At 67.2% G+C, this 16,362-nt stretch carries 16 protein-coding genes and 2 riboswitches; of the genes, 9 read left to right on the plus strand and 7 right to left on the minus strand.

The genetic code is table 11. The features are described from left to right. Positions 1-98: 98 nt before the first annotated feature. Complete coding sequence (locus CXZ05_RS14080) at positions 99-1,160, plus strand: ribonuclease HI family protein (RefSeq protein WP_102973175.1); 1,062 nt, start codon at positions 99-101, stop codon at positions 1,158-1,160. Between the two features lie 63 nt (positions 1,161-1,223). On the opposite strand, the gene CXZ05_RS14085 is transcribed toward CXZ05_RS14080, so the two are convergent. From CXZ05_RS14085 to CXZ05_RS14110, 6 genes are all read right to left on the minus strand, one after another. Beyond that, a complete protein-coding gene (locus CXZ05_RS14085; RefSeq protein ID WP_102973176.1) occupies positions 1,224-1,511 on the minus strand; it encodes a WXG100 family type VII secretion target in 288 nt (95 codons plus the stop codon). Positions 1,512-1,638: 127 nt separating this feature from the next. Then, a complete protein-coding gene (locus CXZ05_RS14090; protein WP_102973253.1) occupies positions 1,639-3,132 on the minus strand; it encodes a cell wall metabolism sensor histidine kinase WalK in 1,494 nt (497 codons plus the stop codon). 74 nt (positions 3,133-3,206) lie between these two features. Further along, the gene (locus tag CXZ05_RS14095; protein WP_043419482.1) at positions 3,207-3,920 is read right to left on the minus strand and encodes a response regulator transcription factor; all 714 of its coding nucleotides are present in this window, start codon (positions 3,918-3,920) and stop codon (positions 3,207-3,209) included. 60 nt (positions 3,921-3,980) lie between these two features. Beyond that, positions 3,981-5,624 (minus strand): DNA repair helicase XPB, encoded by a 1,644-nt coding sequence (locus CXZ05_RS14100; protein ID WP_102973177.1) that lies wholly within the window; start codon positions 5,622-5,624, stop codon positions 3,981-3,983. Positions 5,625-5,637: 13 nt separating this feature from the next. Beyond that, positions 5,638-8,130: a helicase-associated domain-containing protein gene (locus CXZ05_RS14105; protein WP_102973178.1), complete on the minus strand. Its 2,493-nt coding sequence runs from the start codon at positions 8,128-8,130 to the stop codon at positions 5,638-5,640. 10 nt (positions 8,131-8,140) lie between these two features. Further along, a complete protein-coding gene (locus CXZ05_RS14110; protein WP_102973179.1) occupies positions 8,141-8,374 on the minus strand; it encodes a hypothetical protein in 234 nt (77 codons plus the stop codon). 184 nt (positions 8,375-8,558) lie between these two features. Here CXZ05_RS14110 and CXZ05_RS14115 point away from each other — a divergent pair, with 184 nt between their 5' ends. Together CXZ05_RS14115 and CXZ05_RS14120 are read left to right on the plus strand one after the other, a co-directional pair. Further along, positions 8,559-8,942, plus strand: a complete 384-nt coding sequence (locus CXZ05_RS14115) for a cold-shock protein (protein WP_102973180.1) — start codon at positions 8,559-8,561, stop codon at positions 8,940-8,942. An 8-nt stretch (positions 8,943-8,950) separates the two neighbouring features. Next, positions 8,951-9,541, plus strand: coding sequence for a DUF3027 domain-containing protein (locus tag CXZ05_RS14120; protein WP_102973181.1), 591 nt, complete (start codon positions 8,951-8,953; stop codon positions 9,539-9,541). 98 nt (positions 9,542-9,639) lie between these two features. Here the strand turns inward: CXZ05_RS14120 and serC are convergent, their stop codons facing one another. Beyond that, positions 9,640-10,770 carry a phosphoserine transaminase gene (gene serC / locus CXZ05_RS14125; protein ID WP_102973182.1) on the minus strand — a complete coding sequence of 377 codons (1,131 nt, stop codon included), beginning with the start codon at positions 10,768-10,770 and terminating at the stop codon, positions 9,640-9,642. 346 nt (positions 10,771-11,116) lie between these two features. On the opposite strand from serC, the gene CXZ05_RS14130 reads away from it, so the two are divergent. The 6 genes from CXZ05_RS14130 (at position 11,117) to CXZ05_RS14155 (ending at position 16,355) form a co-directional block, all read left to right on the plus strand. Further along, the gene (locus CXZ05_RS14130) at positions 11,117-11,812 is read left to right on the plus strand and encodes a metal-dependent transcriptional regulator (protein WP_102973183.1); all 696 of its coding nucleotides are present in this window, start codon (positions 11,117-11,119) and stop codon (positions 11,810-11,812) included. 151 nt (positions 11,813-11,963) lie between these two features. Beyond that, positions 11,964-12,205: riboswitch (cyclic di-AMP (ydaO/yuaA leader) on the plus strand. 11 nt (positions 12,206-12,216) lie between these two features. Then, positions 12,217-13,041, plus strand: a complete 825-nt coding sequence (locus CXZ05_RS14135; RefSeq protein WP_180987395.1) for a M23 family metallopeptidase — start codon at positions 12,217-12,219, stop codon at positions 13,039-13,041. A gap of 122 nt (positions 13,042-13,163) precedes the next feature. Continuing rightward, positions 13,164-13,349, plus strand: a riboswitch (cyclic di-AMP (ydaO/yuaA leader). Between the two features lie 160 nt (positions 13,350-13,509). Next, positions 13,510-14,112 carry a C40 family peptidase gene (locus CXZ05_RS14140; RefSeq protein WP_102973254.1) on the plus strand — a complete coding sequence of 201 codons (603 nt, stop codon included), beginning with the start codon at positions 13,510-13,512 and terminating at the stop codon, positions 14,110-14,112. A gap of 102 nt (positions 14,113-14,214) precedes the next feature. Beyond that, positions 14,215-15,003, plus strand: a complete 789-nt coding sequence (locus tag CXZ05_RS14145; RefSeq protein ID WP_102973185.1) for an NlpC/P60 family protein — start codon at positions 14,215-14,217, stop codon at positions 15,001-15,003. Positions 15,004-15,225: 222 nt separating this feature from the next. Beyond that, positions 15,226-15,726 carry an HNH endonuclease gene (locus CXZ05_RS14150; protein WP_003804664.1) on the plus strand — a complete coding sequence of 167 codons (501 nt, stop codon included), beginning with the start codon at positions 15,226-15,228 and terminating at the stop codon, positions 15,724-15,726. Between the two features lie 35 nt (positions 15,727-15,761). Continuing rightward, entirely contained in the window at positions 15,762-16,355 is a 594-nt protein-coding gene (locus tag CXZ05_RS14155) for a molybdenum cofactor guanylyltransferase (protein ID WP_102973186.1), read from the plus strand. Positions 16,356-16,362 lie beyond the last annotated feature (7 nt).

Genomic DNA, 16,362 nt, shown 5'->3' on the forward strand with positions numbered 1-16,362 from the left:
CTGCTCCCAGCTGGCTCACGAGTGCGGCCCCCTCCACCGAGGGGGCCGCACTTTTTTGTCTGCGCATTTTTGTCCGTGCAGTCTGGCAGGATGGTTCGGTGACGATTACTGCAGCAGCCGACGGTTCGGCATTGGGAAACCCGGGTCCCGCGGGGTGGGCCTGGTACGTGAACGACGACTGCTGGCGGGCCGGCGGATGGCCGCACGGAACCAACAACCAAGGTGAGCTGATGGCCGTCCTGGACCTCTTCCGCTCCACGGCACACCTCCCGGACGAGGACCTGCACATACTTTGCGACAGCCAGTACGTGATCAACTCCGTGACGAAGTGGATGCCGGGATGGAAGCGCAAAGGGTGGCGCAAGGCGGACGGCAAGCCAGTGCTGAACGTGGACATCCTCAAGGACATCGACCGGGAGCTCGCCGGGCGGAAGTACAGGTTCGAATGGGTCAAGGGCCACGCGGGGCACGAGCTGAACGAAGCCGCCGACGAGCGCGCCAGGGCCGTGGCAATTGCCTACCAGCAGGGCGTTGCCGCCCGCTCAGGTCCGGGGTTCCCCAACGCTGAACCGGCAGCGGGCCGGCGGGCCGTCAAGGAGGGCCGCGGCGAGGGGGGTATCCCTTCGCTGTTTGAATCCGAAACACCGGCCCGCCGTGCGGCAGGCTCTCCCGCCGGGGCAGAAGCTGGCGCAACCGCCCGGGCAGAAACCGGCACCAGGGTCCGCCCCGAGCCCGAAACCCCGGCGCTCTTCGGATCCGACGAGCCTGATCTCTTCAGCGAACTGGGCGCCGATGCGTTCGCGGAAGCCCCGGAGGGCGCCACGCCGGAGGAAGCGGTCGAGGCCCTGGAACGCGAGCTCCTCCGCCCGGATGTCCGCAGCGACATCGGGCGGACGGGTCAGCTCCTGCACCCTGACTTCACGGAAATCGGCACGGCCGGACGCCTCTGGACCCGTGACGCCATGATGATGTCCCTCGAGGAAAGCCCGGCCGGCCCCGTCGACCTGGACGTGCTCAGCGCCGACCGGATCGGCACGGACACGGTCCTGCTGACCTACCGCAGCTACTCCCGCGCCGGCTCAGCGCTGCGGAGCTCCCTATGGGTCCTTGACGGCGAACAATGGCGCCTGCGGTTCCACCAGGGCACGCCTGAAGCCTGAGTTGCCCCCAAACCTGAGTCGCCCTGAAGCCTGAGCCCGGCCGCGGGTTACTGACCGTGGGCGTCAGCTGAAGCGCTGCGCGTTGCCGTGTTCCGCCTGCGCATAGGTGTCCGCAGCCGACGACAAGGCCAGGTTGATGGAGGCGAGGGAGGCCTCGACCTTGCCTTGGGTCAGTGTCCACTCGGCAACGAGCGCCTGGAAGTTGGTGGCAGCCGAGCCGCGCCACGTGGCCTGCAGTTCATCCAGCCCATGCTTCATCGCCTGGACGTCGGCGCTGATCCGGTCAACGGTCGCCTTGACGTTGGCTGATTTCACCTGCAGTAGGTCGGTATCGACGGAAATGATGCTCATGACGGGCCTCTCCACATCTTGAGGGACTGCCCCGGCAGGACAGTCGCAATGGCTGGCGGACCGGCCATTCCGGTCCGCTACATCGAGCCTAGGAACCCGTCGGCAGGCGGTGCCACAGCGGGCTCCGCTATGTGGATAAACGGTTCCCGCCGGTGACCCGCTTCCCGCCGGCAGCGCCGTGTCCGGCCATACTGTCGGAGAACGTCCCGATGCTGTCCGCTTCGGTGCTGTCCTCGTCGGGGGAGTCCTCCCGGAGCGGGAGGCTGACCACGAGTGTTGCGCCGCCGCCGTCGGTACCTTCCACCCGGACGGAGCCGCCGTGCGAGCCGACAATGGCGGCCACGATCGCCAGGCCAAGGCCGCTGCCGCCCGTATCCCGGGTACGGGAGGTATCCGCCCGGTAGAAGCGCTCGAAGACCTTGGTGGCTTCGGCGTCGGAGATTCCGGGCCCATGGTCCCGGACCTCGAGGACCGCCCGGGCTGAACCGGCGTCGCCCTGCCGGACGCCCACCGCGACTTCGATGGGTGTTCCCTCCGGCGTGTAGCGCAGCGCGTTGCCCACCAGATTGCCGACGACCTGGCGGAGCTTCGCCTCATCGCCCAGCACCGGTGCCGGCTCGGCGCTTCCGCTGCGGAGGCCCGTCAGGGTGATGGCTCGCGTCCTTGCACTGGCCTGCGTGTCAACCACGGCGTCGTGGGCGAGCAGCTGCAGGTCGATGGGCTTGCGCTGCAGCGGACGCTGCTCATCGAGGCGTGCCAGCAGCAGCAGGTCCTCCACCATGGACCCCATCCGTTTGGCTTCACTTTCGATCCGGCCCATGGCGTTGGCCACGTCCTCGGAGGACTGCAATGCACCGTGCCGGTACAGCTCCGAGTAGCCCCGAATGGTGACGAGGGGCGTGCGCAGCTCGTGCGAGGCGTCTGCGGCGAACCGGCGCATCCGGTCCTCGGAGGCCATCCGTGCCGCGAACGCTGCCTCGATGTGGGCGAGCATGGCGTTCAATGACTGGCCCAGGCGGCCGACCTCCGTCGTCGGATTCTCCACGTCGACGCGGCGGGACAGGTCACCGGCGGCGATGGCCGCGGCGGTCTTTTCCACCCTGGCCAGCGGCCGGAAGGAGCGGGTCACTGTCCAGTTGGCGATGAAGAAAGCCAGGATAAGGGCCAACAGCCCCGCGCCCACCACAACCAGGGTGGCATGGCGCAGTACCTCATCCACTGACGAAAGCGGCAGCCCGATGACCAGTACTGACCTTTGCTGGTTGCTGTCCACGATGCTGACGGCAACCACCCGCCAGTTCGCCCCGTCCTTGCCGCGGACCTGGTACGGCTCCAGCCCACGATCGCGGGCCTCCTCCACGGAAATGGTATCGATGGCGGGGCGGTGGATCTCCGTGCCGCCAAGCCGCCGGCCCTGGGCGCCCGGGTAGTACACCACCACGGAGTAATCCGTGGGAACGACGGGGTTAGGCACGATGAGCTGGCTGAAGGACCGTTGTTCCTGGATGGATGCGACGGCGGCCTTCAGTTTGCCGTCCACCTGGCCCTCAAGATAGCCGCGCAGCAGTGTCAGGGTGCCGGCCCCGGTCACCACCAGGGCCACGAGCAGGAGGGCCATCATGATGGCCACCAGCTGGGACCGGAGGTTGGCGGACTTCCAGCGCTCCAGCGCCGACTTCCATCGCTCCAGCAAGGTCAGCGCTTTTCTGCTGTCCGCAGCACGTAGCCGACACCGCGCTTGGTCTGGATGAGGGCCGGGGCGTCGGGATCGATGTCCACCTTGCGCCGCAGGTAGGAAATGTAGGACTCGACGATGGAGGCGTCGCCGTTGAAGTCGTATTCCCAGACGTGGTCCAGGATCTGCGCCTTGGACAGGACGCGGTTCGGGTTGAGCATCAGGTAACGGAGCAGCTTGAATTCGGTGGGGGACAGCTCGATCACCTTGCCGCCGCGCCGCACTTCGTGGGCGTCGTCGTCGAGTTCCAGGTCGTCCACCCGGATGACGGCCTCGTCATCCTCCAGCATCGGCTGCGTCCTGCGGAGCACGGCACGGATGCGGGCCACCACCTCATCGAGGCTGAAGGGCTTGGTGACGTAGTCGTCCCCGCCCACCGTCAGTCCGGTGACCTTGTCCTCGGTGTCATCCTTGGCGGTCAGGAAGAGGACAGGGAAATGCTTGCCTGCGGCACGCAGCCGGCGGGTGACGGTGAAGCCGTCCATGTCCGGAAGCATGACGTCCAGCACCGCGAGGTCGGGTGCGTGCGCCTCAACGGCAGCGAGCGCCTCCCGCCCGTTCCCCGCGGACACCACTTCAAAGCCGGCGAAGCGCAATGACGTGGAGAGCAGCTCGCGGATGTTCGGTTCGTCATCAACCACGAGGAGCTTCGCTTCGGCGCTGTTCTTTTTCATATTCCCATGATGCTCCCAGAATCTGGGAGTTTTCTGGATGAATGTTGTGTGTTGGTTGGGTCAGCAGGATTCGACGTCCTTGGCGTCCATGATGCGGTAGGCGTAGCCCTGCTCGGCGAGGAAGCGCTGGCGCTTGGCCGCAAAATCCTGGTCCAGGGTGTCCCGGGCAACGAGGGAGTAGAACCGCGCCGCGCGCCCGTCCTGCTTGGGCCGCAGCAGCCGCCCGAGCCGCTGGGCCTCCTCCTGGCGCGAACCGAAGGAGCCGGAGACCTGGATGGCTACCGACGCCTCGGGCAGGTCGATGGAAAAGTTGGCCACCTTGGACACCACAAGGGTCTGGATCTCCCCGGCGCGGAAGGCGTCAAAGAGCTTCTGGCGGACCTTGACCGAGGTTTCGCCCTTGATGACCGGGGCGTCCAGCCGCTCACCGAGATCGTCGAGCTGGTCGATGTACTGCCCGATCACGAGGACCTGCTCGCCCCGGTGGTGCGCCACCAGCTGTTCGGCCACGAGGGTCTTGGTCTCGGACGTGGCGCACAGCCGGTACTTGTCCGCGTCCTCGGCCATGGCGTAGGCCACGCGCTCGTCCTTGGGAAGATCCACACGGACCTCCACACAGTCCGCGGGGGCGATGTAGCCCTGGGCCTCGATGTCCTTCCACGGCGCGTCATAGCGCTTGGGGCCGATGAGGCTGAAAACCTCCCCCTCCCGGCCGTCTTCACGCACCAGCGTCGCCGTCAGGCCGAGCCGTCGACGCGCCTGCAGGTCCGCCGTCATCCGGAAGATCGGCGCGGGCAGCAGGTGGACCTCGTCATAGATGATCAGGCCCCAGTCGTGGCCGTCGACGAGCTCAAGGTGCGGGTACAGGCCGCCTCGCTTGGTGGTGAGGACCTGGTACGTAGCGATGGTCACCGGGCGGACTTCCTTGACGGCGCCCGAGTACTCGCCGATCTCATCCTCCGTCAGCGAGGTCCGCCGGAGCAGCTCGTCCTTCCACTGCCGTGCCGAGACGGTGTTGGTGACGAGGATCAGCGTGGTGGTGGAGCTGGTGGCCATCGCCGCGGCGCCCACAAGGGTCTTGCCCGCACCGCAGGGAAGCACGACGACGCCGCTGCCGCCGGCCCAGAAGTTCTCCGAGGCCAGCCGCTGGTACGGCCGCAGCGTCCAGCCCGACTCGTCGAGCATGATGGGGTGCGGCGTCCCGTCGACGTAGCCCGCCAGGTCCTCCGCCGGCCAGCCGATCTTCAGCAGCAGCTGCTTCAGCTGGCCGCGCTGGGACGAATGGACCACCACTGTCTCGGCGTCGATGCGCGGGCCCAGCAGCGGCTGGATCTTCTTGGCCCTGCTGACCTCCTCCAGCACCGGGTAGTCGCTGGTGCGCATGACCAGCCCGTGCTGCGGGTCCTTCTCCAGCCGCAACCGGCCGTACCGGGACATCGTTTCCTCGACGTCGATCAGCAGCGAGTGCGGCACGGGGAACCGGGAATAGGTGAGCAGCGTATCCAGCACCTTTTCGGCGTCGAGCCCAGCGGCCCGGGCGTTCCAAAGCCCCAGCGGCGTGAGCCGGTAGCTGTGCATGTGCTCGGGTGCGCGCTCCAGTTCGGCGAAGGCCGCGATGGCGTGCCGGGCCTCCGTCGCCTGCTCGTGGTCCACTTCCAGGAGGATGGTCTTGTCGCTCTGGACGATCAGGGGGCCGTCATTCACGCAGGTAGAACCTTCACTGCTGCATTTCCTCTGCTGCCTCGATATCGATGATCCGGTGGATGGAGAGCACCCGCTCCGTGTCCTTTGCGGGGTCGAACACACGGACGCGTCCGCCCGCCACGGAGACCGGAACCACCGTTTCCAGTTTCGCATTCCCCAGACTGTCCACGACGTTCATCACTACCTTTTGCCGGAGCCTGATGGCCTTGTGCAGGGTCTCCAGTCCCAGCTGGGTTGCCTCCTCGGCGCCGGCGGCAGCCGGACGGGAGCCGTTTGGGCTGGTGCCGTGCTCCGCACGGCTGCGGAGAATGGCGAGCTGGGCGGCGACGTCGGCGTCGGGAAGGGCGGTGCGCGGCGCGCTGTAGACGGGGCGCCCGGTGCCCGGAAGGGGGGCGGTGCGGTTGAGGCGGACGACGGCGGATCCGGCCTCTTCGACGGCAGGTGACAGCCCCAGCCCGCGCAGCACGAGGGCCGTCTGCCGGGGTGAGGCCATGGAGACCAGGACGGTGGGGGCGATCCGGACCAGGCCCAGGGACGAGGCCGCGGCCTCCCGGCAGAGCTCACTGAGCGCAGCTTCGTCGTCGCTCTGGATGAAACTCGCGGCCGCTCCGACCCGCAGCTTGCCGTGCCTGGCGGCTGTGTCCTCCACCAGGTACTGCAGCGGCTGCGGCACGGCGGTGGCCGAGTACCGGCGGAGGAAATCAAGGATGGCTGCAGCGTCCTGGCCCGAGTCCAGGGCCCGCCGGATGGACTCCGCGGAGAACCGGTACGTCGTGGCCGGGCCCTGCCCCTCGGCGTCGGCCATCTGCTGGAGCTGCTCGGCCAGGTATGGGGCGAGGTAGCCGGGCGCTACCGCGGTCAGATCGGCTTGCAGGAGCACATGGTTGAGGGCCGCCGGGAGGTGTTCGCCGAGGAGGTCCATGGCGTCGTCCGGCGCGTCCGCGGCGATGGCGGCACCCAGCTGGCTGAGCGCGCCGGACCCGATCAGCCCCAGCAGCTCCGCCTCGGCAAGCACTCCGCTGATCAAGGAACTGAACCGCCGCGCCATGCGGGGCTGCGACCACTCGGCACGCAGCAGCACGGCCTCCGCATTGAGCACCGGCGCCGCCCCGTCCGGCACCTTCGCCTCGAGCGTCAGCTCCCGCAAGATCTCCAGGATCCTCTTCCGGATGACGGGCGCGTCGGACCGCTGCGCCTCGGCAGACAGGGCGTTGACGGTGGCCGCCGGGGCGGGCCGGTGGTTGGCGGGCCCAGCAGGCTGGCCATTCATGGGCTGCCCCACGAGTGACGGGGCGCGCTCGCTGGCCAGCCAGGCGTTCACGAGCCACAGCCACTGTTCCTGCCGCGGCAGCCCGAGCCATTCCAGCTGGGGCGGCTGCACCCAGCACGAACTGTCCACGTCCAGCCGGATCAGGCCCGCCAGGGCACAGAGCTCCAGCAGCACCGCAGTGGTGTGGTGGTCCACGCGGAGCGCCTCGGCGAGCCGGCGCATCTCGCGGATGCCCACCCCGCCGCTCCGCAGGGTGGCCAGGGGTTGGTCCCTGACCGCGTGCAGCAATTCGCCGGTGAGGCGCAAAGTTTCGGCGATGGCCCCGAGCGCGGCATTGCGGCGGAGCGCGGCCGTGGTGACGCCGAGCATCGGGGCGGGCGGAGTCAGGGAGAAGTTGTTGATGATGGCTCCGCCGCGCAGGGAAATGCCCACGCTGTGCGGCAGTTCCACATGTGCAGCATCCAGCGGCACCAGCAGGCCACGGGCCAGCAGCCAGTCGACCGGCCCGACGTCGTGACCTTCAGTGGTGACGGAGGCCTTCCGCTGGGCCTGAGGTACGGCACCCATCGCCCAGTTGCTGAACCGGGCCAGCAGCGCGGTGGTCCGCTCCGGGGCGCCGGCGAGGAGTGCCTGCAGTCCCTCGGGGGAAGAGGTCCAGTGCTGGAGCGCCAGGGCTGCGTCCATCGGCGTGGTGGCCGCCTGCACGGCGGCGCCGCTGCGGCGCAGTTCCGCCACCAGCTGGACGACGCGCTGGGCGAAGGCCGGCTGCAACCTGACCAGTTCGGTGTAGCTGCGCCCCAGCCCTGCCGGGTAGATCCCGACGACGTCCTTCAGACTGCTCACCGGAAGATAGAAGCGCTGCCTCTGGGCGCCGGGGCCCGCCCCATGCGGCGGCTCCGCCCGCTGCACCAGGGCGAGATCATGCAGTGACTGCAGGAGCTGTTCGATGGCCGCCACAGTTGAACCTGCGATGGCCTTCTTCAGCACGGCCGCCGATGCGCTGTGCCCGGTGTCCGTGTTGGTGCACAGGTGCAGGGTCTCCAGCACCTGCATTTGCGGACGGTTCAGGCGCTCCAGGGCCCGCTGCACGCTCGCCCGCGCGCTGGCGCGGGCGGCCAGGGCGGGGAAGTCGGGAACGCCGGGGGAGATCAGGTCCGGCCGCGCAGCGAACAAAGCCCGCAGCGACTCGTCGCTGCGTGCCTCCAGTTCCTTGCTGAGCGCTCGAATGAGGGACATCAGTCCAACGTTACCGCCCGGCGGGGCTTCCTGCCCGGCGGCGGGCGGCAACGCCGTCGGCCACCAGCACGAGCATCAGCAGGAAGGCCGCCGGAAGGCCATAGAGTGCCGTTGACGTGATCCACTGCGGCGCCGCCTGGCCCGCAGCGGCAAGGGCTATGACCGCCCCGACCGCTGCGAGGGACAAAACTGCAAGGAGCACTGCGGCGGCCATCAGTGGCCGCCGGATACGCGCGGATGTCATGGACGTAACGCTAACAGCAGTGCCGAGGCCGCGCCTCAAAAGCGGGATTAGCCTGCCAGTCAGGATAACCTTGAAGGAACAGACCAACATGGACCAGGCAGTCATACCCTGAACCCGCACATCAGTGCGGATGCGGTGACGGCCGGCCGTGTCCCAGAACGTCAGAACGAAGAAGGTTGATTAGGTGCCTACCGGCAAGGTCAAGTGGTACGACAAGGATAAAGGTTTCGGATTCCTCGCGGGCGAGGACGGACAGGAAGTGTTCCTTCCCAAGTCGGCGCTCCCCGCCGGAGTCACCGAACTGAAGGCCGGCACCCGGGTTGAGTTCGGCGTCGCAGACGGACGCAAGGGCGCCCAGGCCCTCGGCCTGCGAGTCCTCGACAAGACACCGTCCATCGCAAAGGCCAAGCGCCCCAGCGCGAGGGATCTTGCCCCGCTGGTGCAGGACCTGGTGACGGTCCTGGACAACCTGTCCGGCACGCTGTCGTCCGGCAAGTACCCGGACGGCAACAAGGGCAAGGCAATCGCCACTGCCCTGCGTAAGGTTGCCGACGAGCTGGACGCCTAGGCCTCCCGATGAACCCGGAACCTGAACAGGCGGAACCCAAGGCGGAACCCAAGGCACCCCAGCGCCGCACCGGCGTCCCGGTGTGGCGGACGGGTAAGCCTGACGCCGTGCTGGCCGCTGCCGTGGACGCGGCCCGGACTGCCATCGAAGGCATCGCGAAGGCATCCGAAATCGGGGACCACCTGGCCGCCCGGACCGAGGGCGACCGCGTGGTGACACACCTATTCGAGTCACGGCTGCCGGGGTACCTCGGCTGGCAGTGGTACGCCGTCCTGACCCGCAACTCCCGCTCCAAAGTGATCACTGTCAACGAGCTTGGCCTGCTCCCGTCCGAAGACTCGATCCTCGCCCCGGAGTGGGTGCCGTGGGCAGAGCGCGTACGCCCTGAGGACGCACAGGAGCAGGACGTACAAGAGCAGGACCAGCAGGAAGCGCCGGGGGAGGCGTCCGCTGGCTCTGAAACAGAGCCCGACACCGAGACGGCGGCTGACGCTGAAGCAGAACCCGGCGCCGAGACAGCGGCTGACGCTGAAGCAGAGTCCGGCGTTGAAGCACAGTCCGACGTCGAAGCAGCGCCCGGCGCCCAGGAACGCGACTAATCACAACGACTCATGGATCACAACCACTGACGGCGCCGTCCGGACGCAAGCCCGGACGGCGCCGTCGAACTTTAAGTGAAAAGTCCCAACCCCGCTGGCTACTTCTTCAGTTCGCCCACCACGTAGTCGATGCACTCCAGCAGGGCGGAGACATCGGAAGGCTCGATGGCCACGAAGGTGGCGATGCGCAGCTGATTGCGTCCCAGCTTCCGGTAGGGCTCGGTGTCCACGATGCCGTTGGCGCGAAGCACCTTGGCAATGGCGGCGGCATCGATCGAGTCGTCGAAGTCGATGGTGGCGATGACGTTGGAGCGCTCGGCGGCGTTGGCAACGAACGGGGTGGCGAACTCGGAGGCTTCCGCCCACTTGTAGATGCGGCCGGCCGAGTCGGCCGTGCGGCCGGCGGCGAAGTCGAGGCCGCCGTTGGCGTTGAGCCACTGCACCTGGGCATCCAGCGTGACGAGCGTGGACAGGGACGGGGTGTTGTACGTCTGGTTCAGCTTGGAGTTGTCGATGGCGGTCTTCAGGTCCAGGAAGTCCGGGATCCAGCGCCCGCTGGCCTTGACGCGCTCAGCCCGCTCCAGCGCGGCCGGGGAGAAGAGGCCCAGCCACAGCCCGCCGTCGGAGGCGAAGTTCTTTTGCGGCGCGAAGTAGTAGACGTCCGTCTGGGCCACGTCGACATCGAGGCCGCCGGCGGCCGAGGTCGCGTCCACCAGCACCAGCGCGCCGTCGTCGGCGCCGTTCACCCGCTGGACGGGAGCAGCGACACCCGTTGAGGTCTCGTTCTGCGGCCAGGCGTACACGTCGACGCCGGCCTCGGCCTTCGGGGCGGGGCAGGTGCCGGGCTCGGACTTGATGATGGAGGACTCCGCGAGGAACGGCGCCTTGTTGGTGGCCGCAGCGAACTTGGACCCGAACTCGCCGAAGGACAGGTGCTGTGCCTTCTGTTCCACAAGGCCGAAGCTGGCGACGTCCCAGAACGCGGTGGAACCGCCGACGCCGAGGACAACTTCGTAGCCCTCGGGGGCACGGAAGAAGGTGCTCAGGCCTTCGCGGACGGATCCCACGAGGTTCTTCACGGGGGCCTGGCGGTGCGACGTGCCCAGGAGCGTCGTGGCGGCCGCGGAGAGGGCCTCGATCTGCTCGGGCCTGACCTTGGAGGGACCGGCGCCGAACCGTCCGTCCTTGGGCAGGAGGTTTGCGGGAATAGTGATGCTGGTGTCGCTCACAATGGCTCCAATTTTCGGCATGGAAGTGCGGTTCGGCTGGGTCGGGGCGATGGCCGGCAGGCAACCATGACCGCCACGAAGACCCTCCTTATTCTGCCCGAAGCGCGGATACCGCGGGAACACGCACCCGTCATAGTCCAGTCACTGAGACAGGCCCGCCGCCCGCCGCCCGGATTATCCGGACTAATTCAAAATAGGCTAAGCTGGCACTGGACGTACGGGCAGACAGCCGGTGCTGCGCCGCCGTCGGATATGCGACCGCCGCTGCAGCTTGCCGGATCCCGGTGCGGCGCGCCCGCGGTACGGTGGGACAGACACAAATACTGGGCTCGAGGAGCTGAGCTGAATGACGGATCTGATCGACACCACGGAGATGTACCTTCGCACCATTCTGGAGCTGGAGGAAGAGAACATCGTGGCGCTTCGGGCACGCATCGCCGAACGTCTCCGCCACTCGGGCCCCACCGTTTCGCAGACCATCGGCAGGATGGAGCGCGACGGCCTCGTCGTCGTCTCCGGTGACCGCCACCTCGAGCTGACCGAAGTGGGCCGGAAACGCGCCACCGAGGTGATGCGCAAACACAGGCTCGCCGAGCGCCTCCTCGCCGACGTCATCGGACTCGACTGGGCCTACGTTCATGACGAGGCCTGCCGGTGGGAGCACGTGATGAGTGAACGGGTGGAGCGCAGGATTTACGAATTGCTCGACCATCCCACCGAGTCGCCGTACGGCAACCCCATCCCCGGCCTGGCCGCGCTCGGCGGCCAGCCCGCCCGCGCGTTCTCGGACGGCGTGGTGAACCTGCTCGATGCCATGACCGGCTACGGTCCGGAATCCAAGGTCACCGTCAGCCGCCTGGCAGAGCCCATCCAGGTGGAGCCGGAGTTGCTGGTCCAGTTGGATGAAGGCGGGATCCGGCCCGGTGCCGCTGTCTCGCTCGAACGTGTGGGGGAGTACATTTCCGTCCGCGTGCCCGGGTTCGAGGGCGCCCTTGAGCTGCCGCCGGAAGTCGCTGCGCACGTGTTCGTCCGGGTGGCTTAGGTCCGAAAAGCGCCGGCCCGCCGGGTGCTGTGTCCTGTCTGACATCTGCAGGCAGGATGACCTACCACTTGTGCACAGTGAATATAACGGAATTATTACTGCGCCTCTTAATCGCCTATAGTTAAACAGCAACGCCGATGCAAAAGCGTTACCTGATCTGGAGCCGAGCCTTGCCAGCAGATCAGTAGCACGAGTCACTCACTGGCAGGGGCGGGGGAACCACAACCGGCTGTTTCTGCAGCCTTGGGGTGAAGTCCGCAGCAGCAAGTCTCTTCCGCAGAAGGAATCCTCCCGGGATACCCCTGTGCCGGAATGGCTTGTTATGGCGGACCGGGTCCGAACTCTCTGACCCGAATCCGACAGCTAACTTCGCAGGCTATCCAGAGAGGAAGCAGTACTTGTCCATGCAGAATGCCCGGGGCCGCCGCCGCGCGTCCGGTCCCGCTCCTGAGCCGCGCCTCGCGGATGCCGTTGCCGCGGACCGTCCCCGGGACGCCCAGCGCGAAGCGCGCCGCCGCCGTCGGGGTCCGTTCCGGCAGGTTACGGACTTCGCTTCGGCCAGTGGTGTTGGGCAAAAGGCTGGAGTGGCCCTTGCTGCCACCGGCCTGCTGCTGACTGTTACTGTCCCCGCCACGAGTCCCGTCCTGGCTGCCGGAGAGCAGCAGGGAGCGGCATCGGCGTCCGCCGCCTCGCCGGCCCAGCCGAAGGTCTCGGCGGAAGCGGCAGCAAAGATCGACTTCAGCCGCACGTCCGTCTCCACCACCGGTGACCCGGACGGAAAGCTCAAGCAGCTCCTGAGTGCCCAGTCGGCCGGCAGCATCAGCCGTGCGGCCTCTGTGGGCACCCTGGGCGGGCCGCTGACCACGCTGGTCAAGTCCTCGCCCTTCGGTTACCGGGTCAGCCCGATCACCGGCGGCGCCGGCGAGTTCCACCGCGGCCAGGACTTCGCCGCCCAGTGCGGCACGCAAGTGCTTGCTGCGGCCAGCGGCAAAGTCACGTTCTCGGGATGGCATCCGTACGGGGGAGGCAACCGCGTGGTCATCGACCACGGCAACGGCTTGGAGACCACGTACAACCACCTGTCGTCCTCCAGCGTCGAGGTTGGCCAAAAGGTCACCCGCGGTGAGGCGATTGCCCTGAGCGGGACCACCGGCGCCTCCACCGGCTGCCACCTCCACTTCGAGGTGATGGTCAACGGGGAAGTCGTTGATCCCACCGGCTGGCTTTAGGCCAAACCGAGTGAGCACTCTCATTCCTGTGACATGCCGTGACCTGAATGTGACATTCGCTCCGAACTGCTGTACCGTCTAAACCGCGTCAACTTTTCCGAAGTTGACGCTCTTGAGTGGATTGCCTAGCTCTGCCACCGCTCAAGGTCCGTTCGCATTACATCGTCTGGCAGGGGCGGGGGAACCAATTTTGGTCTTCGCAAGAAGGCCTTGGGGTTAAGTCGCAAAAGCTTCCCAGGAAGCCGAGCGGCCGGGTGCACTCCCATCCGAATCCGACAGCTCACCTCGCAGGCATTGGGAGAGGCTACCTTCGTGTCTTCACGCCATAATGCCGCGCGCCACCGCGCGCAAACGGTTCGTATGAACCCATTGGACTCCGTGTCCAAGGCGGTTAGCGCCAATGCCGGCACAGTAGGTCGCCAGGCAGCTGTTATCGCAGCTGCTTCAGGTCTCATCCTGAGCGTTGGCATGCCTGCCAACGCAGCCGACGCCAACATTGGTGTTTCCGCCTCCTCGGAGACCGGATCCCAGGCCGCGCAGCTTGCTGTGACCGCCGCGCCAACCGCCACTGTCTCCTTCGAGCGTCCTGAAGTCACCACGGTGGCAGCCCCGGTCGCCGAAACCATTGCTCCGCAGGCGAGCGATGAGGGCCAGACGGGCGACGCAGGCCAGGCCAGCGACGAGAGCACCGGTGCGGCCCAGGCCGTCACCGCCAAGTCCACCGATGGTGCGGCTTCCGCCGCAGCGTCCGGACTGGCTGCAATCGCGTACACCGGCATCGGCAACCCCTACGTCTGGGGCGGCACCACCCCCAGCGGCTGGGACTGCTCCGGCTTCACCCAGTGGGTTTACGCTCAGGCAGGCATCAGCATTCCCCGCGTCAACGCATGGAACGCCATGAAGCCCACCTCCACGCCTGCTCCCGGCGACCTGGTCATGCAGAACGGCGGCGCCCACGTGGGCATCTACGTCGGCAACGGCATGATGATCAGCGCGCTGAACCCCTCGGACGGCACTCTGTTGCACGCGGTGTCCGCAACGGGCACGTCCGCTTTTTACACCCTTCGCTAAAAATCCGATTCGAGGCGGGCCGGCTTACCCCCAAGATGCCGGCGCGTCGATAACCCACGTCCTGCTACCGCGGTCCGTGGAACACGAAAGAGAGACATTTTCATGACTACACGTGCGACCATTGCACGGCACCGCGCCGAGGTCACCAAGACCAACTCGCTGGCTGTCATTGCCAAGGCCGTCGGCGACAACGCCGGTGGTGTGGGCCGCCAGGCCGCAGTTATCGCTGCTGCTTCCGGTCTTGTCCTGACCAGCGGCATCGCCGCCAACGCTGCCGAGACCAACGTTCAGCGCGAATCCGTTCCGGCTTCCACCCTGGAAGTACAGTCCGCTGCGCCGGCCACCATCTCCGCTGCATCCAGCATCGCGATCTCCTACGAGAAGCCTGCTGTCTCCACCGCCCCGGCTCCCGTCGTCGAGGCCCCCAAGCCTGTCGTCAAGGTCCAGGAAGCGGCCCCCGCCGTTGAGGCTGCTCCGGTTACTGAAGCCGCCCCGGCAGTCCAGGCCACGGCCGCCGTCGAAACCGCTGCCCCGGCAGCGCCGAAGACCACTGCCGCCAGCGGCAAGGGCGCTGCAATCGCTGCTGCCGCCTACGCGCAGCTGGGCGTCTCCCAGGACTGCACCGCCCTGGCCACCAACGCGCTTGCAGCTGTGGGCGTCCACTACCACGGCTGGCCGGCAGGCTACCTGTCCCTCGGCCGCACCGTCAGCGCTGCTGAGGCTCAGCCGGGCGATCTCGCCTACTACCAGAACGGCGGCATGGGCCTGGCCCACATTGCTGTCTACGTCGGCAACGGCCAGGCCGTCCACGGCGGCTGGAACGGCGGAACCACCGCACTGTTCAGCGTGAACGTCGGCTCCGGCCCGGTCTTCATCCGCGTCGGCGGCTAAGACACCCAAGCGTTACGGAAGGACCCCCGCCAGCATGGCGGGGGTCCTTTTTTGTCTTGCGCACGTGTGAATTTTTGGCGACACGCCAAGGTGATGCTTGTGTTCGATTCGCTCATCTGCCTAGTGAGTGTTTACTCTTATGGTGTCGATCCATAGCCCGGACATGCAGAGGGCAGCCGGCCCTCGCGCCTCTGCCGGGTGCGGCCGTGAAGAGGTATGTGCATGCGCACTCTCGTTCTGAATGCTGGATATGAACCGCTGGCGGTAGTGACCTTCCGCCGGGCGCTGGTCCTTGTGCTCACCGGAAAGGCAAGCGTGGTGGCCGAAGGCGACGATCCTGTCGTCGGGCCGCAGGACATCATGGGCCGTCCGTCCGTGATTCTCCTCAACCGCTACATCCGCCCCCGGTACAACATGATCACCGCGGTGAGCAGACGCGGTGTGCTTCGCCGCGACGGCCACCGGTGCGCCTACTGCGGCAAGGCAGCCCACACCATAGACCATGTCCAGCCGAAATCGCGGGGCGGTGCGGACTCCTGGGAGAACCTCGTCGCAGCCTGCCTTCGCTGCAACAACGTCAAGGGTGACCACACGCCCAGCGAAATGGGCTGGAAGCTCCGGTTCGATCCGGCGCCACCCGTGGGCACCATGTGGCAGATCAAGGAGCTGGAAAAGCCCACACCGGCGTGGGATCCGTTCCTGCTTCCGGAAAGAGCAGCCTGACTCCTGCCTGGGCCTTCGAGGCTTAGTCTGGTTGGGTGGACTTTGACGCAATAATCCTGGCCGGCGGCCGCTCCTCGCGACTGGGCGGCTCACCCAAGTCTGCCCTGATGTATGGCGGCGCCACCCTCCTTGAGCGCTCCCTCGCGGCTGCCGCGGGTGCCCGGCACATTGTTGTGGTGGGACCTGAGGCGGCAGGCCTTCCCGGTGAAGTCCTCACCGCGCGAGAGGACCCTCCTTTTGCGGGTCCTGCGGCGGCAATCGCCGCCGGCCTGGCCGCCCTGCAGGGTGCGGACCCCGCGGGCATGGTCCTGGTTCTCGCGTGCGACATGCCCCGCGTGGGCGATGCCGTCCGCGCACTCCTGGGCGCTCTTCCCGGCGGGGGCGCTGACGGCGTCATAGCCGCGTCCGCCGACGGGCGGCTGCAGCCGCTGGCGGGTTTTTATGGCACAGCTGGGCTGGAACGCGCCGTGCAGGCTGCCGCCGCACGCAACGCCCTGGTGCACGGGTCAGTCTTCGCCCTCCTTGCTAGTCTTGACGTGCAGGCTGTGGTTGTCCCTGCCGGCTCCACCGACGATGTGGACACCTGGGACGATGCGGCTGCGTTGGGAGTAGCTGTCCGGGAGCAATGACCCGCAT

This window comes from Arthrobacter sp. AFG20, assembly GCF_002892795.1.
Classification (GTDB): domain Bacteria; phylum Actinomycetota; class Actinomycetes; order Actinomycetales; family Micrococcaceae; genus Arthrobacter.